Raw genomic sequence first — 23,925 nt, 5'->3', positions numbered from 1 at the left:
CGCCCGCAGGAAACTTTCATGGGAGGCAGGGGGCCTCAGCCAGGACCGTTGGCGCCAAGGATGGCGCCATCGAGCCCCCATGGATGGGTTTACGGCGTGTCCTGGCTGAGGCCCCCTGCCTCCCAAGCACAACAGAAACTCGGCGCCAAACACCTCAACCCCGCGCTTTCGCCGGATTTACCAGATTCCCGAAGAAGATCGCGTTGATCAGCAGCCGGTCCGTGCCATGCCAGTACTTGCGATGCGCCGGATCATCGGCGAACAGCACCACGTTACCCTGCCCCTGCGCCGACACCAGCAGCCACGCGCTGCCCGCCACCCGCGTGCGGTTGCGCTCGGACAAGTAACCGTTCACCCGCGGCGGCGCGTCGATGCGTACCACCGTCGAGAACGGGTTCGCACTCGGCTGCAGCGTCACCGTGTTTTCCTTGTTGATCGCCAGTTGCCGGCGCGGCACGCCGAACGCCAACGGATGGCTGGTATCCACGTCGGCACTGAGGATGTTGCCGCTGACCCGCTCGATCGCAGCGATGTCGCGCTGGTCGCCGAACGCACGGCGGCTCTCGTCGGCAGTCTCTTCTTCCTTGCCGAGCTTCTCGCCGTCGGCCAGCTTCTGTTCGATCGCCCACTTCGAGGCGCTGCCGTAGGTCACCAGTGAACCTCCGGCCTGCACCCAGCGCTTCAGTGCGGCCACCGCCGTGGCATCGATGCCGGTGTAGGTGCCGCCGGACAGCACGATCGTGGTGTAGCGGTCCAGCGGCACCTTGCCCAGCTGCTGCGGGTCCAGCTTGCTGGCAGGCAGGTGCAGCTGCTGGTCGAGCAGGAACCACGCCGAACCGATCTCGGTGGCGGCCACGCCCTCGCCCATCACCAGCGCGACCGTGGGCTTGCGCAGCGCCTTGACGCCGTCACTGCCGAGGTCGATGCCTTCGCGGCTGCGGCCGCTGGGCAGTGCGTGCACCTGCACACCCGCCTCGCGCGCGGCCGACCTCACTGCCTCAAGCAGCGCTGCGCCCTGCAGCGATTGCCCGGCCACCGGAATCACCAGGCTGCCGGCGGCGAAGCTGACCTCGCCCTGCGCGGTCGCGGTGGTGAACGGCTGGAATGCCGCACGTGCGCTCACGCCCTTGCCCTGCAGTGCGGCCAGCGCGCGCCCGGCGTTGTAGTCGCGCCAGTCGATCGCGTAGGCGAACCCGGCCTGGCTGCCCAGCACCGCGCCCTGCGCCGCCGGCAGCGCGGTCACGCGTGCACCGCCTTCGATACGGCTGCGGCTACCGGCGAAGGCCACGCCGTAGGCCGGTGCGATTGCATAGCTGGTGCTGCCGTAGAACACATCACCCTTGATCGGCGGCGTCTCGGCAAAGATCGAATGCACCAGGCGGAACTGCGCCTGTTGGACCGGCACAACGTAGGCGCTGCCGGCATCGAAGCGCTGGCCATCGACAGTGACGGCACGATCCAGCGCGCGCACGTCGATGCGATGCAGCACCAACAGTTCCAGCAGGCGGCGGGTCAGTGCCGGATCATGCGCATCACCGAACACGAAGCTCTTCACCGGCTGCTGTGCGGCCTGCTTCAGCGCGCTCTGGAAGAACTGCTTCTGCAGGTCGAACAGGCCGCTGCGCTCGGTCACTGCGCCGCGCACGGTGCCCAGCCCGGTGGCGACCTGGTTGCGGATGGTGAACGGGAACGTCAGCAGGCCATTCACCGATTCCTGCACGCGGCCGCGCGAGCTGGCCTGTTCGACGGTCACGCCGACGGCACCATGGAAGTCCGGGTAGGTCGAGCCGTATACCGGCGAGAAGTTGTCGAAGTTCTCGCCGGTGTAGTACAGCGAGCCCAGCGCATCCAGCGCCTGCGCGTGGTACCTGGCCAGGGTCTTGTTGAATTCGTACGACGCCGCGGGAATCAGCGGACTGTGCATGCTCTTCGGCGAGGGCTCGAAGTAGTAGGTGCTGTCCTTGCCCATTTCGTGGAAGTCGATCTGCACGTTCGGGTACCACTGGTGGAACACCTCCACCTTCGGCCGCGAGTCCTGCTGGGTCAGGGCCAGCCAGTCGCGGTTGAGATCGGTGAAGTAGTGGTTGGTGCGCCCTTGCGGGAACGGTTCGACGTGCTCCTTGTCGGCCGGGTCGGCCGAGGCCGGATCGGAGGCCCACGCGTTGTGCCAGTTGGCGGCACGATCGCGACCGTCCGGATTCTGCGCCGGGTCGAACAGCACCACCGCCTGCTGCAGCCACTGCTGGGTTTCGGCGCTGCGGTTGGCCACCAGGTAGTAAGCCGTCAGCATCGCCGCCTCGGCACTGGAGGTCTCGTTGCCATGCACGCTGTATCCCAGCCACACCACCACCGGGCTGTCGCCCGCCGCACTGCGCGGCTGCGCCGGATCGGCCAGGGTCGCGTGCTGCTGGCGGATCTGTTCCAACCGCGCGTGGTTGCCTGCGGCAGTGACAGTGGCGATCAACAGCGGGCGGCCCTCATAGCTGCGGCCGATCTCGCGCACGCTGATCCTGTCCGAGCGCCGGGCCAGTTCCTGGAAGTACGCCACCAGCTGGTCGTGCCGGGTGTAACGGCTGCCGATCGGATAGCCGAGGAACTGCTCCGGCGTGGGCACGGCGGTATCGAACGCCGCTGCATCGGCAGCCTGCGGAAAGAAGTAGGTGCTCTGTGCCTGTACCGGCTGCGGCTGGAACAGTGCGGTGGCGGCGGCAAGCAGCAACGGAAGAACGGCACGACGATGCAAGGACACGGTGACTCCCCTGGAACACAACGGCAGGCGGTCGCGCGACCGGTCCCCTGGGGAGACCGGTCGCAGCGGGTGGATCAGAAGCGGTAGTCGAAGCCCAGCGTGAAGTAGCGGCCGCGCAGGTCGTACTGGCTGAAGTCGTACGGCGCGCGGATGCCCGGGAACGAGGCATCGTACGGCGGCGTCCTGTCGGCCAGGTTCTGCACCTTGGCGTACACCGTCAGCTTGTCGATGCCGGTGTAGGCCAGGTACAGGTCGTACTGGCTGTAGCTGCCGACGCGCTGCTGCACGGCCTTGGCGGCGGTGCTGGCCTCCTGGCGGTAGCTGCTGGTGTAGTACCAGGTCACCGCGGCGTTGAAGTCGCCGTATTTCCAGTCCAGGGTGGTGGTGGCCTTGTCCTTGGGCAGGGTCGCGCCGAGGTTGCTGCCGGCGTAGTCGACCAGCGGGCCGCCGACCACGGTCGGGCGACGGTAGTCGCGCACGTGGGTGTAGGCGGAGGACACGGTGAAGTCGCCGAGCGCAGCGGTCGGGATGCGCTGGCGCAGCTCGACGTCGATGCCCGATGTCTTCAGCTCGCTCAGGTTCTGGTAGCGGTTGTAGACGGCCTGCAGCTTGCCGCGCTCGTCGCGCTGCACGGCGCCGGCCACGTTGTCGTTGACCAGGGTCTGGGTGTTGTTGGTGCCTACCAGGTTGTCCAGCTGGATGCGGTAGTAGTCCACGCTCAGGTTGGTGTTGGCCCATGGCGACAGCACCACGCCGAAGTTCACGCTCTTGGTGCGCTCGGGCTTCAGTGCGTTGTTGCCAACGGTGAAGAAGGTCGGGTTCTGGCGCGAGCCCGGCACGTCCGGATCACGCGGGTCGGCCACGCTGCCGTAGGCGATGCTGGTGCTGTTGGAGTTCTCCGACAGCGACGGTGCACGGAAGCCCTTCGACGCCGAGGCACGCACCAGCAGGAAATCGAGCGGCTGCCAGCGCAGGCCGATCTTCGGCGAGAACGCATCGCCGAAATCATCGTAGTGATCGGCACGCGCGGCGGCGGACAGTTCCAGGGTCGAGGCCAGCGGCACGTTCACTTCGGCGTAGGCGGCACTGACCTGGCGCTGGCCATGTACTTCGGCGATGGCCGGGCGCACCTGCAGGCCGGCATCGATCTGCCACGGGTTGTTGGAATCGAGCTTCTCGCGGCGCCACTCGGCACCGGCGGCGAAGCCGATCTCGCCGGCCCAGGTGTGGCCCAGGCTGCCGGAAATCTTCGCGTCGACGCCCTGCAGCTTGGACTCGGCCGGGCGCAGCGTGGCGATGTTGATCGAATCACGTACCGACTGCGGCGTGGCCGCCGGATTCAGCAGGTTGTAGCTGCCGGTGGCCAGCGCATCGGCCAGCGCCCAGCGATTGGCGAAGCCGCCGGACACGCTCTCACGCTCGCTGCTGCGTGCGCCGAATGCAGCCACTTCCCAGTCCCAGTTCGCAGTGGTGCCACGCAGGCCGAACACGCCGCGATAGGCGGTGGAACGGTTGGTCTTGATCGTGCCGCCGAGGTCGAAGAAGGTGTATTCGATTGGGATCGCACGGCCGTACGGGTTGTACGGATTGTTGGCCGGCAGCAGCGACGACACCGGTTCGGCCAGGCCACTGTTGGCGTTCAATGCGAAGCGGCCGCTCTCCAGGGTGAAGAACGGGCTGCTGCCGAACCACGCGGCACTCTTGATCTGGCTGTACAGCACTTCGCCGAAGGCTTCGACGTTGTCGTTCAGGCGGAAGGTACCGTTGGCATAGGCCTGGTAGCGCTTGGTCGAGGGGATCAGCGTGGTGAACGGGGCCTGGTTGAAGCCGCAGGTGTCGCCGGCCAGGCCGTCGATCGGCGCGCTGGCGACGCGGGTGGTACCGACCGGGCAGTTGCCGTTGGCGTCGAGCATCGGCACCGACACGCCGTTGACCAGGTAGCGCGCGCCCTTGGCCGACCAGCCGTTCCAGCGGCCGCCGGGCTTGTCGGTGTAGATGCCGCTCCTGGTCAGGTTGCGTTCGTCCTGGTCCAGACGTTCGCGGTTGTAACCCTGCAGGCTGAAGAGGATGTTGTAGCCATCGGTGTCGAGATCACCAAGGCCGCCGACGAACTTCATGTTCTGCTCGTGCAGGCCGCCCTGGTCGGCACCGCCGAAGCTGCCGCCGATCTCGGCGCCTTCGAAGTTCTGCCGGGTGATGATGTTGACCACGCCGGCCACGGCGTCGGAACCGTACACCGCCGAGGCGCCGTCCTTGAGCACTTCGATGCGCTCGACCGCGACCAGCGGCAGCGCGTTGAGATCAACGAACGTATCGGACAGGCCACCGGCCGGGAAGCCGTAGTTGGCCAGGCGGCGGCCGTTGAGCAGCACCAGCGTGTTCTTCTGCGACAGGCCGCGCAGGCCGATGCCGGCCGAGCCGGAGGCCCAGCCGTTGTTGGTGGTTTCGTTGCTGGCGTTGCCGGTGTTGGCCGAGATCGAACGCAGCACATCGGCCACGGTGGCCTTGCCGGTCTGTTCCAGCTGCTGGCGGCCGATCACCTGCACCGGGTTGGAGGCCTCGGTATCGGTGCGCTTGATGTTGGAACCGGTGACACGCACGGCGGCCAGGGTGCTGGCTTCGCCACTGGCGTCGGCGGAGGTTTCGGCGGCGGCGGACAAAGGCGCGGCCAGAGCGACGGCCAGGGCCGCCACGAGCAGGGTGTGCTTGGGCATGACGATGTGGGGGAGGTGGTAAGGGCGATGAAGTTCCGCAGTAGTCCATGCCTGGCCCGGGTCCGGCCAATAACATCTCTTCATACGGATATAAGAGAAACTATCATCTCTTCATCCGGATGGAAAGAGTTACTTCACGAGAGCCCGGCATCCGCTCAGGATGGCCGGCCACCTGCGGCGTACAATTGCGCCATGGAAATCTTCAAAGTCTTCATGCTCGAGGCGGCGCACCGCCTCCCCAACGTACCGCCGGGGCACAAGTGCGCGCGCCTGCACGGCCACTCGTTCCGGGTGGAACTGAAGGTCGAGGGCGAGCCGGGTGCGCAGACCGGCTGGATCATGGATTTCGGTGACGTGAAGGCGGCCTTCCAGCCGATCTACGATCGCCTGGACCATCACTACCTCAACGACATCCCCGGCCTGGAGAACCCGACCAGCGAGAACCTGGCGGTGTGGATCTGGAACGAGCTCAAGCCCGGCCTGCCGGCGCTGAGCGAGATCACCGTGCACGAAACCTGCACGTCGGGGTGCCGTTACCGCGGCCCCACTGCCTGATCAACCCATTGATCTGAAAGGTGTTTCAAAGGCGCCTTGGGCGCCTTTGTTATTTTTGTTGCATTGCCGCATCAAGGGCGTATGCTGCAATGCATCAAGCCACTCCCTGACGCCCCCCATGGCCGCCGCCTTCAGCGATCGCTTCAGTGATGCCACCCGCCAGCTCGCCGCCGCGGCAACGCGTGCGAACCGGTTGGCGTTGGAGAACGCGGAAAGCATGTTCGGCGTGCAGCTGAAGGTGATGGAGCGCAACCTGACTGCGACCGGCGGCTGGCTGGGTGAACTGGCCCGCGGCGAGGATGCGGCCGGGACGCTCTCCAAGGGCGCGCAGCTGTGGCAGGACAACCTGCAGCGGCTGGGCCAGGCCCAGCAGGACGTGGTCGGTCTCGGCCTGCAGGCCAGCAAGGCTTGGTCCGAGCTGGTGCAGGGCTACAACGAATCAACGGCGGACGCGAACAACCACTGACGCGACGCAACACTCATTGCGTGGGTCCCTCCCCCCACGCAATCCGGACCCGGCAGATCCCTCCCTCTGCCGGGTCTTTTTTTGCCTGTCGTTTGGATACCGAAGCGCGTCTTCGTGCGACGTCTCTGCAGGCTGAAGGGCCCCGCCGGGGCGGGCAGGGGTCTGGGCAAATGTCCCCCGGCGCCGGCCGTTGGCCGTCACCTCCTCCTTTACTTTGCCCAGACCCCTGCCCGCCCCGACGAGGCTCGGCGTGCGGTGAGGAGAGCGCAGCACGCGCGGCCGCCTTTCAAGGAAGCGCCGACAAACTCCGAACGCAGGGCGGAGGCCCTTGCGTACGAAGTAAAGGAGGAGGTGACGGCCAACGGCCGGCGCCGGGGGACATTCGTACGCAAGGGTCTCCGCCCTGCGCCGCGCAGAATGCATCCGCCACACGCATGTCTTCGTCCTGATCCGCCGCGAACCGATGGGCCCTGCCCGCCCCGACGAGGCTCGGCTTCCGGCGAGGAGATCACAGCGCTCGCGGCCGCCTTTCAAGGAGGCGCCGACGAACTCCGAACGCCGGGCGGAGGCCCTTGCGTACGAAGTAAAGGGGGAGGTGACGGCCAACGGCCGGCGCCGGAGGACATTCGTACGCAAGGGCCTCCGCCCGGCGCCGCGCAGATTGAACCCGCCGCACGCGATGCAGGAACGGCTCAGCGCCCGCGACCACCGTGCCAGTGCTGGTGCCACGCCTGGAACATCAACACGTTCCACAGGTGTGTGTGCCACTTGCGCTCGCCCCGCAGGAACGCCTCCCAGACACCACGCACGCGCGCCACATCGAAGCAGCCCTGATTGCGCAGCAGCTGCGGATCCAGCAGCGCCTCCGCCCAGTCGCGCAGCGGGCCCGCCAACCAGCGCGCCATCGGCGGGCCAAAGCCGCGCTTGGGGCGATACACCAGCGGCTCCGGCAGATAGCGTGCCAGCAGATGCTTGAGGATCCGCTTGTGCTCCCCATCGTGATACTTCAGGTGCTGCGGCAGCCGCCAGGCCAGGCGCACCACCTCCATGTCCAGCAGCGGCGCACGGGTTTCAACGCCCGCCGCCATGCCCGCACGATCAACCTTGGCCAGGATGCCCTCGGCCAGGTCCATGCGGAAATCCAGCAGCTGGATGCGCGCCTCGGCCGGCAGCGCCGTGTCCTGCTGCTGGAAGATCGTCACCGGTTCGCGCGCACCCAGCACCACCTGCGCCGGCTGCCGCCAGCGGGTCACGCGCTGCAGGTAGTGGCCTTCCACATCATTGGCAGCCACCTCGGCCACCAGGGCGCGCCAACCACCGAGGCGGCCGCGCTCGACGTTCATGCGGTTGCCGCTGCGCCGCGCCAGGTCGCGTACCCAGTCCGGCAGGCCACCACACAGGCGCGCATTGCGCAGCGCGCGGCCATAGCTGGGATGCCCGAAGAACAGTTCATCGCCACCGTCACCGGTCAGTGCCACCGGCTTGCGCGCCCCCAGCAGTTCACTGGCCAGCAGCGTCGGCAGCTGCGAGGCGTCGGCGAAGGGCTCGCACCAGACCTGCGGCAGGCGCTGCAGCAGGTCCAGGCCCTGGCGCGCGTCCATGCGATGCAGGTGGTGTTGCACGCCCAGATGGCGCGCGACCTGTGACGCCCAGTCGCTTTCGTCATGCCCCGGATCGTCGAAGCCGACCGTCCACGCTTCGATCGGCAGGGTCGATTGTGCCTGCATCATCGCCGTCACCAGCGAGGAGTCGGTACCGCCGGACAGGAACGCGCCGCACGCCAGGGGCGAGTGCATGCGTGAGGCGATGGCCTTCTGCAGTACCGCTTCAAGCTGGTCGGTGGCCTGTTCCAGGCTCGGCGCCGGCTGCAGCGGCTCCTGCAGTGCACTCTGCATCGCGTCGCGTGCGCACCAGTAACGCGCGCCGCCCTGCGCGGCCTGGCTGGAGCAACCCGCGGCATGGTCGCTGAGATCGATACGCAGCATCGCGCCCGCCACCAGTTTGTGGATGCCACGGTAGATGGTGTGCGGCGCCGGCACATAGTCGTGGCGCAGCAGCAGGCTCAGGGCATCCTGGTCGATGCTCGGCGCGAAGCCGGCGAAGGCCTGCAGCGCCTTCAACTCCGAGGCGAACAGGAACTGGCCCTGGTACCAGCCGTAATACAGCGGCCGCTCGCCCACCGGATCACGGGCCAGCCACAGCACGCGCGACTCCCGGTCCCAGACGCTGAAACCGAAGGCGCCTTCGATGCGCGACAGCGCCCGCTGCACGCCCCATTCGACGATCGCCTGCAGCAGCAGCCGCGCATCGCTGCAACTGCGGGGCAGATCGCGCAGCTGCGCCTGCAGGTCGCCGCGGTTGTACAGGCGGCCGTCCAGGCACAGCACGTAGCGACCGCAGTCCGAGCTCAGCGGCTGCAACGGCGTATCGGTCGGCGCCCGGCAATGGCCCAGCGCGAGGCCGGCCTCGGCGTCGGTCCAGTAGCCGATGCGGCCACGCCCACGCTGCTGCAGCGCGCGCAGCATCGGGGCCAGCTGCTGCAGCAGCTGCTCATCCTCGGCGGGCGGCAGCCAGGCCCCGACCACGCCGCTCATCGGAAGCCTCCGCACTGGCAGCGGCGGGACAGGTTCGGCAGGCAGGGGGCGGCGGGCGACATGGGGACGGCACGCGGAGCGGAGGAGACTCCATGCTCGGCGCGGGGGCGCGCGGCGTCAGTCGCTTTGCTGTCAGCGATCGTCACCAGCCGTATCACGAAGGTAACGTTTTGTAACAGCAACAGGCTATGCTGGCCGCCAAGTTGTTGCCGGGACTGAGACCCGGCCCGCGCGCCAGCAACCCCGGCTGAATGGCGCCCGCCCCCGGGACCCGGGCGGCCCGAAGGCTGGGATAGCATCGCCGCGCTCGTGCCGTGGCGGTACGTTTGCGCCCACGGAGGCCTTGGAAATGCTGGATATCGTACTGGTCGAAGACGATGCCCGCCTGGGAACGATGGTCAGCGACTACCTGCAACGGCATGGCTACCAGGTGGCCCACGAGCGCAGCGGCGAGCGCGCCGTGGCCCGGATCCTGGCGGAGAAGCCGGCCCTGGTGCTGCTTGATGTGGGCCTGCCCGACCAGGATGGTTTCGAAGTGTGTCGGCAGATCCGGCCCCACTATGACGGCATCATCTGCGTGCTGACCGCCCGTACCGACAACATCGACCAGGTGCTGGGCCTGGAACTGGGGGCCGACGATTACATCGGCAAACCCATCGAACCGCGGGTGCTGCTGGCCCGCCTGCGCGCCCACCTGCGCCGCCACCGCCGGGTCGAACCGCGTGACGGCAGCCTGCGCTTCGGCGAGCTGAGCATCGACCCGTCCACCCGCAACGTGCACCTGCAGGGCAGCCTGCTGGAGCTGACCACCGCCGAGTTCGACCTGCTGTTCCTGCTGGCCAGCAATGCCGGCCAGATCCTGGACCGCGACGCGCTGCTGCGCGGCCTGCGTGGCATCGCCTTCGATGGCCTGGACCGCTCAATCGATGCCCGCATCTCGCGCCTGCGCCGCAAGCTGGGCGACAACCCGGAGCAGCCGGAACGGATCAAGACCGTCCGTGGCCGCGGCTACCTGTTCAGCCGCTCGGCATGGGGATGAAACGCACACCGTCGGCGATGCGCGGCCACGCCTTCCACTTCCTGCGCTACGGCATCGGTTTCCTGGTCGCCCACCTGTTGTTGATCGTGCTGGGCCTGTGGGCCTGGGACGCCCTGCTGGAAGACCGCACCGAAGCCGGCCTGCAGGCCGAGATGCGCGGCACGCACGCGCTGCTGCAGCATCGCTTCGCCGAAACCCCGCGCGAGCAGTGGCCGGCACTGGCGCGCGAACTCGACGCCGATTTCGCCTACGCGCTGCGCATGGTGCCGCTGGCCGAGGCGGTGAAGGCGCTGCCGGCCAGCCAGCGCCCGCCGTTCAACAACGGCCGCGTACAGATCGATCTGGAGCACATGCGCAGCCTGCAGCGGATCGGCGACAGCGACTACGCCGTGATGCTGGGCCCGTTGGACGAGGCGCTGCCGGACGAAGGCTGGCAGGACAGCGAAGTATCCGGTGTGGCGATCCTGCTGCTGATCCTGATGGTGGCGGTGGCACTGCCGATGTACGTGATGGTGTACCGGCTGTGGCGCGACGTCTCGCAGTTGGCCCAGGCGGCGCGGCAGATGCGCGACGGCCAGCTGGATACCCGCGCGCCGCGCGCCGGCACCGCGCTGGTGCGGCCGTTGGCCAACGCCTTCAACCACATGGCCGAGCAGCTGCAGCAGCTGCTGGAAAGCCAGCGCGTGCTGGCCCAGGCGGTCGCGCACGAGGTGCGCACGCCGTTGGCACGGATGCGTTTCGGCCTGGCCGACCTGGAAGACACTGCGCTCGACGATGTGCAGCGCGATGCGCTGGGCGGGCTGCGCACCGACGTCGATCGGCTGCAGCACCTCACCGATGCCGGCGTCGAATACGCCGCACTGGGCCGCTGCCATCAGCTGACCCGCCAGCGCCTGCAGCTGGCGGCGCTGGTGCGCGGCGTGGTGGCCCAGTTCGCACCGTTGCCGATGCCGGTGCAGCAGGCGTTGTCGCCGGTGGGCCTGGTCAACGTCAACCGGCACATGCTGGAACTGGCGCTGCGCAACCTGCTCGGCAATGCGCTGCGTTACGCGCGTCGGCAGATCCGCATCGCCAGCACGGTCAATGACGGCTGGCTGTGCCTGCAGGTGGAGGACGACGGCCCCGGCATTGCACCGGAACTGCGCGGCCAGGTGCTGCAACCCTATGTGCGGCTGGACCCGGGCAGCCCCGGCTTCGGCCTCGGGCTGGCGCTGGTGCAGGTGGTGGCCGACAAGCATGGCGGCCAGGTCGAGGTGACCGATTCGGCGCTGGGCGGCGCCTGCATCCGCCTGCACCTGCCGCTGGAAACCGGCGGTGTCGTGGAGGCCGAGGCAGCCTGCTAGACCGCCGTTTCCGCGCGCGGCAAGGCAAACACGAACAGCGCGCCCCGTTCGCTGTCGCGCAGTTCGATGCGGCGGCCATGCAACTGCACGATGCGCTGCACGATCAACAGGCCCAATCCGCCGTTGTCGCCACGCCGCGCGCCGAGCGCGGCCGGTGCCTGGAACAGCTGGGTACGCAGCGCCGGGGCTACCCCGGGGCCATCATCGGCGACGCAGACCTCCACGCTGTCGGCGGTCGCGCGCAGGCGCACCTCGATCTGGCCACCCTCGGGTGCATGGCGCAGCGCGTTGTCGAGCAGGTTGGTCAGCACCCGCTCGACCAGGCCCAGGTCCGCACGGACCAGCGGCAGGCCGGGCGGAAACGCCGCGTGCAGCTGCTGGCCACGTGCCTGTGCCGCCAGTTCGAACTTCTGCAGCACGTCCTGCAGCAGCTCCGGCAGCGCGAACACTTCCCACTCCAGCCGCACTTCGCCGTGCTCCAGCCGCGCCAGTTCGAACAGCGCGCGCGCCAGCCGGCCGACCTTGGCGCTCTGTGCCAGCGCAATGCCGAGATAGCGGCGGCGCTCATCCGGTGACAGCGTGGCGTCCTTCAACGCCAGCGTTTCCAGGTAGCCGTGCAGCGACGACAACGGCGTGCGCAGGTCGTGCGAGATGTTGGCGACCAGTTCACGGCGCTGCAGATCCTGCTGGCGCAGCTGCTGCCACTGCTCGCCCAGCCGCTGCGCCATCTGCGCGTGCGCATGTTCCAGGATCACCAGTTCGTCGCGCTCACCAGCGCGCAGCGGCTCCGGCGGCGGCAGCGGCGTCGGCGCATCGATGTCAAAGGCCTGGATCCGCCGGGTCAGCCGCCGCAACGGACGCGTCACCCAGTAGAACGCGACCAGCCCGGCCAACAGGCCGAGGCTGCCGACCAGCACCACCGACCACAGCGTGGTGTTCCACTGGCTGCCGGCGGCAAGATCGTCGGCGAGCATCTGCCGGTGCTCGCCGACCAGCACCACGTACACATAGCCGGCCGGCCGGCCCTGCACGATCAATGGTGCGGCGCTGAACACCTTGCGGCCATCGGCGCTGCGCGGGTCATCGCCGAGGATCGGCAACGGTGCACCGGCCAGCAGGCGACGCAACGGCGCCACGTCCACCCGGTTGCGCACCAGATGTCCACTGGGTGCATCGTGACCGAGGATGCGGCCCTGGTCGTCCAGCAGGTAGACCTCGACGCTGGGGTTGACCGCCATCAGCTGGCCGAACAGCGCGCGCACCGCGGCATCGCGCATGCCGCTGGTGTCCATCAGCTCGCTGCGCTGGGCGATGTGTTCGGCCAGGCCCAGCGACAGCCGCTGCACGACTTCCTGCTCGTGGCGGGTGTTGGCACGCATCTGCAGTGCCAGCAGCGCCATGCAGCACATCAGCATCAGCGCGGCGGTCACCACCGCCAGCTTCTGCCACAGGTTCGGCTTGATCATGCCGCCGCCCCGGCCGGGTCGACCAGCTTGTAACCGCGGCCCCACACCGTCAGCAACCGCCGTGGGTTGGCCGGGTCGGGTTCGATCTTGCTGCGCAGGCGGTTGATGTGGGTGTTGACCGTGTGCTCATAGCCATCGTGCTGGTAGCCCCAGACCTGGTTGAGCAGTTCCATGCGCGCGAACACCTGGTCCGGATGACGGGCGAAGAACAGCAGCAGGTCGAACTCGCGCGGGGTCAGTTCCAGCGTGTTGCCATCCACCGAAGCGGTGCGCGCGACCGGATCGAGCTGCAGCCCACCCAGCTCGATCGCGCCGGCATCGATGCGCGCGCTCTGCGCCATCGCCTCGGCGCGGCGCAGCAGCGCACGTACCCGTGCCACCAGTTCCGGCATCGAAAAGGGTTTTGCCAGGTAATCGTCCGCGCCCAGTTCCAGGCCGACGATGCGCTGCGTTTCACTGCCGCGCGCGCTGATGATGATGATCGGGACATACCGCGCCATCGCGCGTGCGCGCTGGCACACCTGCAGCCCGTCCACGCCGGGCAGCATCACGTCCAGCACCAGCGCATCCCACGGGCCGTCCTGCTCGAGCAGGCGCAGGCCGGCATCGCCGCTGGCGGCATGGGCGACGTCGTAGCCCTCATCACCCAGGTGCATGCGCAGCAGGTCGGCGATGTGGGCATCGTCTTCAACGATCAGCACGCGTTTGGTCGACATCGGCAGCTCAGGGCCAGTGGGGAGGCTGGCTGCATTGTGGCGCGGGACGGCCGCCGATACCTCACGAAAAATTGAATCCTGCGTGAGGATTCGTTGACCCGGGCGGGCGCAGCATGGCCCCGTCGCCCCTTCCCGGAGTCCGCCATGTCCCTCTCCCGCCGCCATCTGCTGGGCCTGGGCGGTGTCGCCACCGCCGCCGGCCTGTTCGGCCTGGGGGCCTGCAGCCGCGCCGCCCCGGCCGCCGCCGAAGCGCGCCCGTCGCGACAGTTCGAGGTCATGCACAGCGATGCCGAGTGGCGCCAGCGACTGACGCCGGCGCAGTACGCGGTGCTGCGCCAGCAGGCCACCGAGCGCCCCTGGAGCAGCCCGCTCAACAAGGAACACCGGCAGGGCACCTTCGCCTGCGCCGGCTGTGCGCTGCCGCTGTTCTCCTCGTCCACCAAGTTCGAGAGCGGTACCGGCTGGCCCAGCTTCTGGGCGCCGCTGCACAACGCCATCGGCGAAGACCGCGACGTCACCTTCGGGATGCTGCGGGTGGAGGTGCATTGCCGCCGCTGCGGCGGCCATCTCGGCCATGTGTTCAACGATGGGCCACGCCCCACCGGGCTGCGCTACTGCATGAACGGTGCGGCGATGGTGTTCGCTCCCGGCGCCACGGATGGCACTGCCGACGGCTGGCGGGTGCCGGTCGGTTCTTCCCCTGCTTCCGGAGCCTGATGATGCTGCTGTTGCTGCTTGCCTATCTGGGGGGCGCGCTGACCCTGCTCAGCCCCTGCATCCTGCCGGTGCTGCCGTTCGTGTTCGCGCGTGCCGATCGCCCGTTCCTGCGCAGCACGCTGCCGCTGCTGCTGGGCATGGCGCTCACCTTCACCGTGGTCGCCAGCCTGGCCGCGGTGGGCAGCCAATGGGTGGCACAGGCCAACCAGGTCGGACGCTGGGTCGCCCTGCTGCTGATGGCGTTGTTCGCGGTCGCCCTGCTCTGGCCACGACTGGCCGACCACCTGCTGGCGCCGTTCCAGCGCATGGGTGCCCGCCTGAGTGCGCGCGCCGATGCGGCGGATGCCGCGGGGCACGGCGGCGCGTGGACCTCGCTGCTGATCGGCATCGCCACTGGCCTGCTGTGGGCACCGTGTGCCGGGCCGATCCTCGGTCTGGTGCTGACCGGCGCCGCCCTGCATGGCGCCAGCGTCGGTACCACTGCGCTGCTGCTGGCCTACGCACTGGGTGCGATCACCGCATTGGCGCTGGCGGTGTGGATCGGCGGCCGGGTGTTCCGCGCGATGCAGGCGCGGCTCGGCCTCGGCGATGTACTTCGCAAGGTGCTGGGTGTGGCCGCGCTGCTGGCCGTCGTGGCGATCGGCCTCGGCTGGGATACCGGCCTGCTGACCCGCTTGTCCACGGTCAGCACCGCCCGTATCGAGCAACGCCTGCTGGATGCAGTGCCCGGCGCGCAGCCGGCGGCACCGCCGATGATGATGGCCGGCGCCAATGCCGGTGCCGATGCAGCGCTGCCGGTGGAGGGCACGCTGCCCGCGCTGGACGGTGCCACTGGCTGGCTCAACAGCCCGCCGCTGAGTGCACAGCAGCTGCGCGGCAAGGTGGTTCTGGTCGATTTCTGGACCTATTCCTGCATCAACTGCCTGCGCGCGATGCCGTTCGTGCACGAATGGGAGCGACGCTACCGCGACCACGGCCTGGTGGTGGTCGGCGTGCACACGCCGGAGTTCGCCTTCGAGCGTGACCCACGCAACGTGATGAAAGCGGTGCAGCAGCTGAAGGTCGAGTACCCGGTGGCGCTCGACAACCAGTACACGATCTGGCGCGCCTTCAACAACCGCTACTGGCCCGCGCAGTACTTCGTCGACGCGCAGGGCAACATCCGCGGCCACCAGTTCGGCGAGGGCAACTATGCGCGCTCGGAACAGATGATCCGTCGCCTGCTGACCGAAGCCGGGCAGACCAATCTGCCGCCACCGGCCGATCCCGCTGCCGCCGGCCTGAAGGGCGTGGCCGTGCAGGCCGACATGGGCAACCTGCGTTCGCCGGAAACCTACCTGGGACACGCCCGCGCCGAGCAGTTCGCCTCGCCCGGCGGGCAGCGCAGCGACGCCGCGTTCGACTACACGCTGCCGGCCACCCTGGCGTTGAACCAGTGGGGGCTGTCCGGGCGCTGGACCGTCACCGATGAGGCCGCACAGCTGCAGCAGGCCGGCGGCCGCATCGCCTTCCAGTTCCATGCGCGCGACCTGCACCTGGTGCTGGCACCGAGCGAGGACGGCAGGCCGGTGCGCTTCCGCGTCTGGCTGGACGGCAAAGCGCTGCCCGCCGCCGATGCCGGCAGTGATGTTGGTGCCGATGGCAGTGGCGTGGTCGACGAGCACCGCCTGTACCAGCTGGTGCGCCAGCGCGGCGCAGTCGGTCCGCATCGCTTCGAGATCGAGTTCCTCGATGCGGGCGTGCAGGCCTATGCCTTCACCTTCGGTTGAACCGGGAGGACATGATGAAACTCTCCTTTGAACAGGGCATCGCCGCCGGTGTGGCCGGCTTGGTGGCCACGGCCTTGATTGCCGGTGTGCTGCTGGTTGACCACGGCGCGATTGCGGCGCCGGTCGAGGCCAGCGCGCAGATCCAGGCACTGCCGGCCCCCACCGGCGATGCGGCGTTCCGCGATGACGCCAGCCACGCCAGCGTGGTGTTCGCCGGTGGTTGCTTCTGGGGTGTGCAGGGCGTGTTCCAGCACGTCAAGGGCGTGAGCAATGCCGTGTCCGGCTACATCGGTGGCAGTGCGGCCAATGCGCGTTATGAGCGCGTCAGCGGTGGCCAGACCGGGCATGCCGAAGCAGTGAAGATCGACTACGACCCGCGCCAGGTCAGCTACGGGCAGCTGATGCAGGTGTTCTTCTCGGTGGTGCACGACCCGACCCAGCTCAATCGGCAGGGGCCGGACCACGGCAGCCAGTACCGCTCGGCGATCTTCAGCGACGACGCACGCCAGCAGGCTGCCAGCCGCGCCTACATCGCCCAGCTCGGCCAGGCCGGCAGCTACCGCGCGCCGATCGTCACCCAGCTGGTCAGCGGCCAGCGCTTCTACCCGGCCGAGAGCTACCACCAGAACTACATGACCAACTACCCGCAGGCGGCCTACATCCGCTACTACGACGCACCGAAGCTGGCCGCGCTGGGCAGGCAGTTCCCGGCGCTGTACCGGCGCGAGGCGGTGCTGGTGCCGATGCGGTAGCCGGCATTCCCCTTTGGGCTGACCGACGCTCGGCGGTGCTCTCTGTAGAGCCGAGCCCACGCTCGGCTGCTGTTGGCGGAAGTGCAGCCGAGCATGGGCTCGGCTCTACACACAGAAAAAGACGCACGGCCATCCAGCCGTGCGTTTGGGAAGTATCGGCCGTGCCCCGATCAGGCCCGGCCGACAACGACATGCTAGGCTCGCCATCATCATGGGTACAGCACCAGATGGTGGGAAATTCGATGGATACAGATGACCAGAGCGCGATGATCCCACCCCGCTACCAACGGCTGTCCGACGAGCTGGCCGAGGCCATCCACGGCGGACGCCTTCCGGTTGGCAGCCGCCTGCCTTCGCTGCGGCAGATGGCCCTGCAGCGCAGGCTCAGCCTGAACACGGTGATTGCCGCCTATCGCCAGCTGGAGGACGCCGGCCTGGTCATTCCGCGGCCCAAAGCCGGCTTCGAGGTGGCGCCGCGCTTGTCGGTGCCAGAGCGTTCGCTGCGTGATACCCCGTCCGCACCCACCGCACCACTGCAGCAGGTGCTGATGGCCCGCGTGCTGGAAGCACAGCGCCGCCCCGGTGTGATCGACCTGGCCTTTGCCGGTCCGCGCGGGCGCCAGTTCTATCCGGGCGCGCAGCTGGCCCGGCATACCGCACAGGTGCTGCGCCACGGCCAGCAGACGGTGGAGACCTACGCGCGCCCCAACGGCTCGCCACGGCTGCTGGCGCAGATCGTGCGGCGTGGCCCGCGCATGGGGCTGCACACCCACAGCGAACGCCTGCTGCTGACCCATGGTGCGATGGAGGGCCTGCAGCTGGCGCTGCGCGCGGTCACCCAGCCCGGTGATGCGGTCGGCATCGAGGCGCCGTCCTACTTCAACCTGTATCCGTTGCTGGCCAACCTCGGCCTGCAGGCCATCGAGCTGCCCACCCATCCGCAGCACGGACTGGATGTGGATGCGCTGGACGCGCTGCTGCAGCACACACCGCTGGCCGCACTGGTGGTGATGCCGACCGTGCACAACCCGCTCGGCTGCACCATGCCGACCGCCACCAAGCAGCGCCTGGCCGAGCTGGTCAACGCACGGCAGCTGCCGCTGATCGAGGACGCGGTGTACGCCGAGCTGCAGTTCTGCGAACCGCCGGCGCCCCTGCTGAAGGCCTTCGATCGCGACGGCTGGGTGATGGTAGTCGGAGGTTTCTCCAAGACACTGGCGCCGGATTACCGCATCGGCTGGCTGGATGGCGGCCGCTTCGCCGAGCGCATCGCGCTGCTGAAATTCCAGTCCACCGGCGGCGAGCCGCAGCTGCTCGGTGACGCGGTCGCGGCGTATCTGGAAGCGGGCAGCTACGAGCACCACCTGCATCGCATGCGCCGGCTATACCGCGAACAGGTGGGACGGCTGCGCCAGCTGGTGGCCGAGCACTTCCCGGCCGGCACCCGCGCCACCGAACCGCAGGGCGGATTCCTGCTGTGGCTGGAACTGCCGGGCGTGGATACGCGCGAGCTGTTCGAGCGAGCGCTGCAGGAGGACATCGTGTTCATGCCCGGCCAGGTCTATTCACGTGGCGCGCGATACCGCCACTGCCTGCGGCTGTCGTGCTGCCAGACCCTGGATGCGCGCTTCATTGGCGCGGTGGAAAGACTGGGCGCGATCGCGCGGGAGCTGGCGGCCGGCACTACCCAGGATCACTCGAGCAGGTGCGCGCTCAGCGCTTCGCCATCCGCACCCGGCAGATGCGGCAGCCGTCCCCAGCACGGCATCGGCAGGCGCTGCTGCAACGTGGCGATGTTCTCATCCTGGCGCTGCATCGCCGGGTCGATGTGGTTGCCGATCCAGCCCAGGCACTGCACGCCGCTGGCCTGCAGCGACTGCGCAGTCAGCCGCGCATGGTTGACGCAGCCCAGCCGCATGCCCACCACCAGCAGCACCGGCAACTGCAGTGCTCGCACCAGGTCCAGCTGGTCCAGCGTGGCCGAGACCGGCGCCAGCCACCCACCGACGCCTTCCACCACCACGATGTCGGCCTGTGCGCGCAGTCGCGCGAACGCAGCCACGATCGGCGCCAGTTCCACCCGCACGCCGTCCTCGGCAGCGGCCAGCTCCGGTGCCAGCGGCTGCCGCAGCGCATACGGGTTCAGATCGGCATAGTCCGGCACCGGCCAGCTGGCCGCCTGCAGCGCCAGCGCGTCTTCGTTGCGCAGGCCCTGCCCCAGGTCTTCGCTGCCGCTGGCCACCGGTTTCATGCCCACCGCGCGCAGGCCGCGCCGGCGCAGCGCCTGCAGCAGCGCGGTGCTGGCCGCGGTCTTGCCGATCTCCGTATCGGTGCCGGTAATGAACAGGGCGGGCGGCAGCGTAGCGGGCAACGGCATCGATGGGCTCCAACAGGGCAACAGAGCGTGCATTATCGCCGGCCCGGCGCGCTTGCTAGACTGCGGGCATGTTCGCCAATGCCTCGCTTACCGGCAGCAAGCCGGAACAATATGCCCAGCTGCTGGAACAGGCCCGTGGCCTGGTCTACGCCGAGTCCGACCGCATCGCCAACGCGGCCAACCTCTCCGCACTGGTCTACCACGCCCTGCCCGACCTGAACTGGGTGGGTTTCTACCTGTACGACGGCACGGAGCTGGTGGTCGGCCCGTTCCAGGGCCTGCCGGCCTGCGTGCGCATCCCGCTGGACAAGGGCGTGTGCGGTGCCGCCGCCAGCCAGCGCGTGACCCAGCGCGTGGACGACGTCGATGCCTTCCCCGGCCATATCGCCTGCGATTCGGCCTCGCGTTCGGAACTGGTGGTGCCGCTGCTGCGCGGCGATGAACTGATCGGCGTGTTCGACATCGACAGCCCGAAGATCGGCCGCTTCGATGCCGATGACCAGGCCGGCCTGGAAGCCATCGCCCGCGTGTTCGTCGAGGCGCTGGGATGAGCGCACCGAAGCTGCGCAACATCGGCCCCAAGAGTGCAGCGTGGCTGCGCCAGGTCGGCCTGCGCAGCCGCGAGGACCTGGTTGCGACCGGCGCAGTCGGCGCCTTCGTCAAGGTCAAGCGCGCCGGCTTCAAGCCCAGCCTGAACCTGCTGTACTCGCTGGAAGGCGCGCTGCTGGACTGCCACTGGCAGGAACTGAGCGAGCCGCAGCGTGAGGCGCTGGTGCAGGATTACGAAGCACGCATCGCCGCGCATCCGCTGAAGGCGGCCGGCCCGGCGTCGGGTCCGGTGCATGAGCAGCGCTTCGATGCCGACGATGACGCGGAAGACAGCGTGACCGAGGATGCGGACGAGGATTGACTGCACCGGTAGTGCCGGCCGCTGGCCGGCAATTGCGTGGTCTTTTCAACGTTCCTGAGACTGCCGGCCAGCGGCCGGCACTACCGATGGGTTACGGCTGCTGCAGTTCCAGCAGCTCGCCTGCCAGCCCGGCTTCGCCACGTTCCAGCCGTACCCGCAGGCGCGTGCCGTGGTCGATGCGCAGTGCCCAGCACAGCGACATCGGCAGGCCGCAGACCTGCGACAGCACCATGCGCAGCGGGCCGCCATGGCTGACCACCAGCGTTGGCACCGGGTCGTCATCATCGAGCAGTCGATCCAGCGCGCGCGCGATACGCCGCTCGAAGTGGCCCCAGCTTTCACCGTTGGGCGGTGGGAATGCATGCGGATCGGCATGGAAGGCCGCCAGTGCATCCTCCGGCAGGTCGAACAGCGACTGCCCGTCCCAATCGCCGAAATCCAGCTCTTCCCATTCCTCCTCCGCTTCCACGTCCAGCCCGCGCGGGGTGGCCAGGGCCATCGCCGTGTGCAGCGAGCGCAGCCGCGGCGAACTGATCACCCGTTCCCAGGGCTGCGCAGCGTAGGCGTCGACCAGTTCCTGCGGCAGGCGGGCCAGCTGCGGTGGATCGCTGCGGCCATCGAGGAACTCATCGCGACCGTTGCCGGCATGGCGGACCAGGTCGAGGATCATGCGTGCGTCCTGTACAGGCAACGCGGGAACAGCGGAAAACGGGCGGACATCGGCAACGGCACCACGGGATCGAGGGACCATTCTAAGGGCACAGCAAAGGCAGTCGGGTACGCTCGACGCTACGGGCCGCCTGCGATGCCGTAGACTGCGCGCACTTCCAGGTGACCTGCGGCCACGGCCGGCAGGTTGAAACGGGAAGCCGGTGACGCGTGAATCCACGCCAGGCCGGCGCTGCCCCCGCAACGGTAAGCACGTCAGTTCCAGGCAACAACGCCACTGTGCCGCAGGCATGGGAAGGCGCCTGGACGGTGGCCTCGCGCCACCCGGCGGCAAGCCCGGAGACCGGCCCGGAAGCCTCAGGTCGCGGTGCGGTGGGCATGGCGCTGGATGACCGCAGCCTGCGCTGCGGCGTCGGCGCATGCCTGCCTTCGCGGCTCCTCCCCTTCGCCACGCGGGCGTGCGTGGCACCTGGAGTCCCCCATGAAGCTGCAGTCCCGAATGCTGTCCCTGGCCGTGCTGGCCGCCCTGCCCGCGCTGGCCCAGGCCGCCGATGACACCACCGCGCTCGACCAGATCCTGGTCACCGCCACCCGCACCCCGATCGCCCTGCAGGACAGCATCGCACCAGCCCAGGTGATCGACCGCGCGCAGATCGAATCCAGTCAGGCCACCTCGTTGCAGGAACTGCTGCGCGGCCGCGCCGGCATCAACCTGACCAATGCCGGCGGGCTCGGCAAGCAGAGCTCGCTGTTCCTGCGCGGCACCAACTCGGGCCACACCGTGGTGCTGGTCGATGGCGTGCGCATCAACAGTGCCGACCTCGGCCTGGCCATGTACCAGGACCTGCCGCTGGCGCAGATCGAACGCGTGGAAATCGTGCGCGGCCCGCAGTCCAGCCTGTACGGCGCCGACGCCATCGGTGGCGTGATCCAGATCTTCACCCGCCGCAACCAGGGCGATTTTGCTCCGCACTTCCAGCTCGGTGGTGGCAGCAACGGCCTGCGCGAAGCCAGCGGCGGCATCGGAGGTGGCACCGAACGCGGCTGGTTCGGCGCCGACATCGCCTACCAGCATTCCGATGGCGTCGATGCCTGCCGTGGCTCGGCGACGCTGTTCACCGGCTGCTTCGCTGACGAACCCGACCGCGACGGCTACCGCAACCTGTCCAAGAGCCTGCGTGGCGGCTACACCTTCAACGACCAGTGGAATGTGGAAGGCAGTGCGCTGCGCGCCGACGGCAAGAACCACTACGACGGCTATTACAACTACTCGGAAACCCGCCAGCAGGTGCTGGCCGGCAAGGTGCGCTACACCCCGTCCGGGCGCCTGGCGTTCACCGCCAACGTCGGCCGCAGCGACAACGAATCGGACAACTTCGGCGACTTCGGCGCACGCGGCAGCGCGCAGACCCACCGCGACAGCGCCTCGCTGCAGGGTGACTTCACCTTGACCGGAAGCCAGCTGCTGAGCACCGGCGTGGACTGGAGCGAAGACAACCTGGATGGCAGCAGCGCGGGCTACCTCGTCGACAGCCGTCGCAACACCGGCGTGTTCGTGCAGTACCAGGGCCGCTTCGGCCGCCATCAGCTGCAGGCCAGCGCACGCAACGACGACAACCAGCAGTTCGGCAACCACGCCACCGGCAGTCTCGGCTGGGCAATGCAGCTGGACCACGGCCTGCGCGTCAATGCCAGCTACGGCACCGCCTTCAAGGCACCGACCTTCAGCGACCTGTACGACCCGTGGAGTGGCGTGCCGACGTTGAAGCCGGAGAAGTCCAAGAGCGCCAACCTCGGTGTTTCGCAGCAGGGCCAGGGCTGGCATTGGGGCCTGGACGTGTACGAGACCCGCATCGATGACCTGATCACCTACGATGCGTCCACGATGAAAATGCAGCAGGTGGAGAAGGCGCGCATCCGTGGCGCCGAACTGACCGGTGGCGTGCTGCTGGCCGGCTTCGACCTCAACGCGCAGCTGAGCTACACCGACCCGCGCAACCGCACCCATGGCAGCACCCAGTTCGACAACTGGCTGCCGCGCCGTGCACAGCAGACCGCGCGCCTGGACGTCGACCGCCGCTTCGGCGATTTCCGCGCCGGCCTGACCGTGCAGGGTGCGGGCAAGCGCTATGACGATGCCGCCAACGCGGTGAAGGTCGGTGGCTACGGCACGCTGGACCTGCGCGCCGAGTACGCGCTGACGCCGGCGTGGTCGCTGCTGGCACGTGCCGCCAACGTGTTCGACCGCCGCTACGAGACGGTGGCGTGGTTCAACCAGCCCGGCCGCGAATACCAGCTGAGCGTGCGTTACCAGCCGAAATGAAGGCGCGCGCCGGGCATCGCCCGGCGCCGATCTACTGTAGAGCCGAGCCCATGCTCGGCTCACGCAATGAAGCAGCCGAGCGTGGGCTCCGCTCTACACCCGAACGCCCGCGGCCAACCCCGGCAACTCACGCAGGTCGTCAATCACCGCCACCGCCTGTGCGGTGGCCAGGTCCAGGCCACGCGGATAACCGTAACGCACCAGTGCGATCGGCATGCCCGCCTCTTCGGCGGCGCGGTAGTCGGTCAACGAATCACCCACCATCAGGCAGGCATCCACCGCCAGCCCGAAGTGCGCAGCGATGTGCCGCAGCGGCTCACCGCTGGGCTTGCGCTGCGGCAGCGAATCGCCGCCCAGTACCAGCGCGAACGCATCACCAATGCCCAGGTGCTGCAGCAGTGGCGGCACCAGCGCTTCGGGCTTGTTGGTGCAGATCGCCAGCGGAACACCGCGTGCACGCAGCTGCATCAGCGCTTCGGCCACGCCATCGAACAGGCGCGGGCTGCGCAGCAGGCACTCACGGTAGTGCACCATGAACACCGGCATCACTTCGGCCAGGTCGACCTCACGACCCGCGGCGTGCACGGCCTGCTCGACCAGGCGGCGCACACCGTCGCCGATCCAGCCCAGAACCGTGGCTTCCGGCACGCGTGCCATGCCGATGTCTTCCAGCGTGCGGTTCAGTGCTTCGGCGATATCAGCTGCGCTGTCGACCAGCGTGCCATCTAGGTCGAACACGACCAGCGGATAGGGATACGACAAGGGA

The 23,925-nt window shown here is 68.5% G+C and carries 18 protein-coding genes, 1 pseudogene and 1 riboswitch; of the genes and pseudogenes, 11 read left to right on the top strand and 8 right to left on the bottom strand.

What is annotated here, in order from left to right; translation table 11 throughout:
* Positions 1-154: 154 nt before the first annotated feature.
* Positions 155-2,749: a M14 family zinc carboxypeptidase gene (locus VG561_RS05530; protein ID WP_423179440.1), complete on the bottom strand. Its 2,595-nt coding sequence runs from the start codon at positions 2,747-2,749 to the stop codon at positions 155-157.
* Positions 2,750-2,823: 74 nt separating this feature from the next.
* Entirely contained in the window at positions 2,824-5,463 is a 2,640-nt protein-coding gene (locus VG561_RS05525; protein WP_423179439.1) for a TonB-dependent receptor, read from the bottom strand.
* Between the two features lie 192 nt (positions 5,464-5,655).
* Here VG561_RS05525 and queD point away from each other — a divergent pair, with 192 nt between their 5' ends.
* On the top strand, positions 5,656-6,018 hold the full coding sequence (gene queD / locus VG561_RS05520; protein ID WP_014645831.1) for a 6-carboxytetrahydropterin synthase QueD: 363 nt from the start codon (positions 5,656-5,658) through the stop codon (positions 6,016-6,018).
* 118 nt (positions 6,019-6,136) lie between these two features.
* A complete protein-coding gene (locus tag VG561_RS05515) occupies positions 6,137-6,484 on the top strand; it encodes a phasin family protein (protein WP_014035870.1) in 348 nt (115 codons plus the stop codon).
* Between the two features lie 692 nt (positions 6,485-7,176).
* On the opposite strand, the gene asnB is transcribed toward VG561_RS05515, so the two are convergent.
* Complete coding sequence (gene asnB, locus VG561_RS05510) at positions 7,177-9,078, bottom strand: asparagine synthase (glutamine-hydrolyzing) (protein ID WP_423179438.1); 1,902 nt, start codon at positions 9,076-9,078, stop codon at positions 7,177-7,179.
* A 349-nt stretch (positions 9,079-9,427) separates the two neighbouring features.
* On the opposite strand from asnB, the gene VG561_RS05505 reads away from it, so the two are divergent.
* Entirely contained in the window at positions 9,428-10,117 is a 690-nt protein-coding gene (locus VG561_RS05505; RefSeq protein WP_014645829.1) for a winged helix-turn-helix domain-containing protein, read from the top strand.
* Positions 10,114-11,460, top strand: a complete 1,347-nt coding sequence (locus VG561_RS05500; RefSeq protein WP_197575085.1) for an ATP-binding protein — start codon at positions 10,114-10,116, stop codon at positions 11,458-11,460. Before VG561_RS05505 ends, VG561_RS05500 begins: the two co-directional genes overlap by 4 nt.
* Here the strand turns inward: VG561_RS05500 and VG561_RS05495 are convergent.
* Complete coding sequence (locus VG561_RS05495; RefSeq protein WP_032959213.1) at positions 11,457-12,926, bottom strand: sensor histidine kinase; 1,470 nt, start codon at positions 12,924-12,926, stop codon at positions 11,457-11,459. The two genes, VG561_RS05500 and VG561_RS05495, sit on opposite strands and share 4 nt — an antisense overlap.
* A complete protein-coding gene (locus VG561_RS05490) occupies positions 12,923-13,642 on the bottom strand; it encodes a response regulator transcription factor (RefSeq protein ID WP_014645826.1) in 720 nt (239 codons plus the stop codon). The genes VG561_RS05495 and VG561_RS05490 overlap by 4 nt, the downstream gene beginning before the upstream one ends.
* Before the next feature lie 144 nt (positions 13,643-13,786).
* Between VG561_RS05490 and msrB the strand changes: the two genes are divergently transcribed.
* The 4 genes and pseudogenes from msrB to VG561_RS05470 form a co-directional block, all read left to right on the top strand.
* Positions 13,787-14,359 (top strand): peptide-methionine (R)-S-oxide reductase MsrB, encoded by a 573-nt coding sequence (gene msrB / locus VG561_RS05485; protein ID WP_032959218.1) that lies wholly within the window; start codon positions 13,787-13,789, stop codon positions 14,357-14,359.
* 2 nt (positions 14,360-14,361) lie between these two features.
* A complete protein-coding gene (locus VG561_RS05480; protein WP_197603059.1) occupies positions 14,362-16,128 on the top strand; it encodes a cytochrome c biogenesis protein CcdA in 1,767 nt (588 codons plus the stop codon).
* A gap of 14 nt (positions 16,129-16,142) precedes the next feature.
* The gene (gene msrA / locus VG561_RS05475) at positions 16,143-16,880 is read left to right on the top strand and encodes a peptide-methionine (S)-S-oxide reductase MsrA (RefSeq protein WP_032959274.1); all 738 of its coding nucleotides are present in this window, start codon (positions 16,143-16,145) and stop codon (positions 16,878-16,880) included.
* Positions 16,881-17,122: 242 nt separating this feature from the next.
* Positions 17,123-18,559, top strand: a pseudogene (locus tag VG561_RS05470) (PLP-dependent aminotransferase family protein); the annotation flags it as partial.
* A gap of 14 nt (positions 18,560-18,573) precedes the next feature.
* Here VG561_RS05470 and bioD read toward each other — a convergent pair.
* Positions 18,574-19,257 carry a dethiobiotin synthase gene (gene bioD / locus VG561_RS05465; RefSeq protein WP_041864050.1) on the bottom strand — a complete coding sequence of 228 codons (684 nt, stop codon included), beginning with the start codon at positions 19,255-19,257 and terminating at the stop codon, positions 18,574-18,576.
* A 68-nt stretch (positions 19,258-19,325) separates the two neighbouring features.
* On the opposite strand from bioD, the gene VG561_RS05460 reads away from it, so the two are divergent.
* A complete protein-coding gene (locus tag VG561_RS05460) occupies positions 19,326-19,808 on the top strand; it encodes a GAF domain-containing protein (protein WP_014645821.1) in 483 nt (160 codons plus the stop codon).
* Positions 19,805-20,167, top strand: coding sequence for a TfoX/Sxy family protein (locus tag VG561_RS05455; RefSeq protein WP_014645820.1), 363 nt, complete (start codon positions 19,805-19,807; stop codon positions 20,165-20,167). Before VG561_RS05460 ends, VG561_RS05455 begins: the two co-directional genes overlap by 4 nt.
* Positions 20,168-20,258: 91 nt before the next feature.
* Here VG561_RS05455 and VG561_RS05450 read toward each other — a convergent pair whose 3' ends face one another.
* Positions 20,259-20,837 (bottom strand): histidine phosphatase family protein, encoded by a 579-nt coding sequence (locus VG561_RS05450; RefSeq protein WP_049408270.1) that lies wholly within the window; start codon positions 20,835-20,837, stop codon positions 20,259-20,261.
* A 142-nt stretch (positions 20,838-20,979) separates the two neighbouring features.
* Positions 20,980-21,202, top strand: a riboswitch (cobalamin riboswitch).
* Between the two features lie 115 nt (positions 21,203-21,317).
* Between VG561_RS05450 and btuB the strand changes: the two genes are divergently transcribed.
* Entirely contained in the window at positions 21,318-23,159 is a 1,842-nt protein-coding gene (gene btuB / locus VG561_RS05445; RefSeq protein ID WP_046428665.1) for a TonB-dependent vitamin B12 receptor, read from the top strand.
* Positions 23,160-23,252: 93 nt separating this feature from the next.
* Here btuB and gph read toward each other — a convergent pair whose 3' ends face one another.
* Positions 23,253-23,921: a phosphoglycolate phosphatase gene (gene gph / locus VG561_RS05440; RefSeq protein ID WP_049441337.1), complete on the bottom strand. Its 669-nt coding sequence runs from the start codon at positions 23,919-23,921 to the stop codon at positions 23,253-23,255.
* Between the last annotated feature and the right edge of the window lie 4 nt (positions 23,922-23,925).

The organism is Stenotrophomonas sp. CASM110 (assembly GCF_049384345.1).
Lineage (GTDB): Bacteria > Pseudomonadota > Gammaproteobacteria > Xanthomonadales > Xanthomonadaceae > Stenotrophomonas > Stenotrophomonas muris.
The sequence above is the reverse complement of the archived record's forward strand: the minus strand, read 5'-3'. Positions and strand labels throughout refer to the sequence as shown.

Coding starts and splice junctions, on each gene's coding strand:
- VG561_RS05525 (WP_423179439.1), bottom strand. CDS start 5,463: ATGCCCAAGCACACCCTGCTCGTGGCGGCCCTGGCCGTCGCTCTGGCC.
- queD (WP_014645831.1), top strand. CDS start 5,656: ATGGAAATCTTCAAAGTCTTCATGCTCGAGGCGGCGCACCGCCTCCCC.
- VG561_RS05515 (WP_014035870.1), top strand. CDS start 6,137: ATGGCCGCCGCCTTCAGCGATCGCTTCAGTGATGCCACCCGCCAGCTC.
- asnB (WP_423179438.1), bottom strand. CDS start 9,078: ATGAGCGGCGTGGTCGGGGCCTGGCTGCCGCCCGCCGAGGATGAGCAG.
- VG561_RS05505 (WP_014645829.1), top strand. CDS start 9,428: ATGCTGGATATCGTACTGGTCGAAGACGATGCCCGCCTGGGAACGATG.
- VG561_RS05500 (WP_197575085.1), top strand. CDS start 10,114: ATGAAACGCACACCGTCGGCGATGCGCGGCCACGCCTTCCACTTCCTG.
- VG561_RS05495 (WP_032959213.1), bottom strand. CDS start 12,926: ATGATCAAGCCGAACCTGTGGCAGAAGCTGGCGGTGGTGACCGCCGCG.
- VG561_RS05490 (WP_014645826.1), bottom strand. CDS start 13,642: ATGTCGACCAAACGCGTGCTGATCGTTGAAGACGATGCCCACATCGCC.
- msrB (WP_032959218.1), top strand. CDS start 13,787: ATGTCCCTCTCCCGCCGCCATCTGCTGGGCCTGGGCGGTGTCGCCACC.
- VG561_RS05480 (WP_197603059.1), top strand. CDS start 14,362: ATGCTGCTGTTGCTGCTTGCCTATCTGGGGGGCGCGCTGACCCTGCTC.
- msrA (WP_032959274.1), top strand. CDS start 16,143: ATGAAACTCTCCTTTGAACAGGGCATCGCCGCCGGTGTGGCCGGCTTG.
- bioD (WP_041864050.1), bottom strand. CDS start 19,257: ATGCCGTTGCCCGCTACGCTGCCGCCCGCCCTGTTCATTACCGGCACC.
- VG561_RS05460 (WP_014645821.1), top strand. CDS start 19,326: ATGTTCGCCAATGCCTCGCTTACCGGCAGCAAGCCGGAACAATATGCC.
- VG561_RS05455 (WP_014645820.1), top strand. CDS start 19,805: ATGAGCGCACCGAAGCTGCGCAACATCGGCCCCAAGAGTGCAGCGTGG.
- VG561_RS05450 (WP_049408270.1), bottom strand. CDS start 20,837: ATGATCCTCGACCTGGTCCGCCATGCCGGCAACGGTCGCGATGAGTTC.
- btuB (WP_046428665.1), top strand. CDS start 21,318: ATGAAGCTGCAGTCCCGAATGCTGTCCCTGGCCGTGCTGGCCGCCCTG.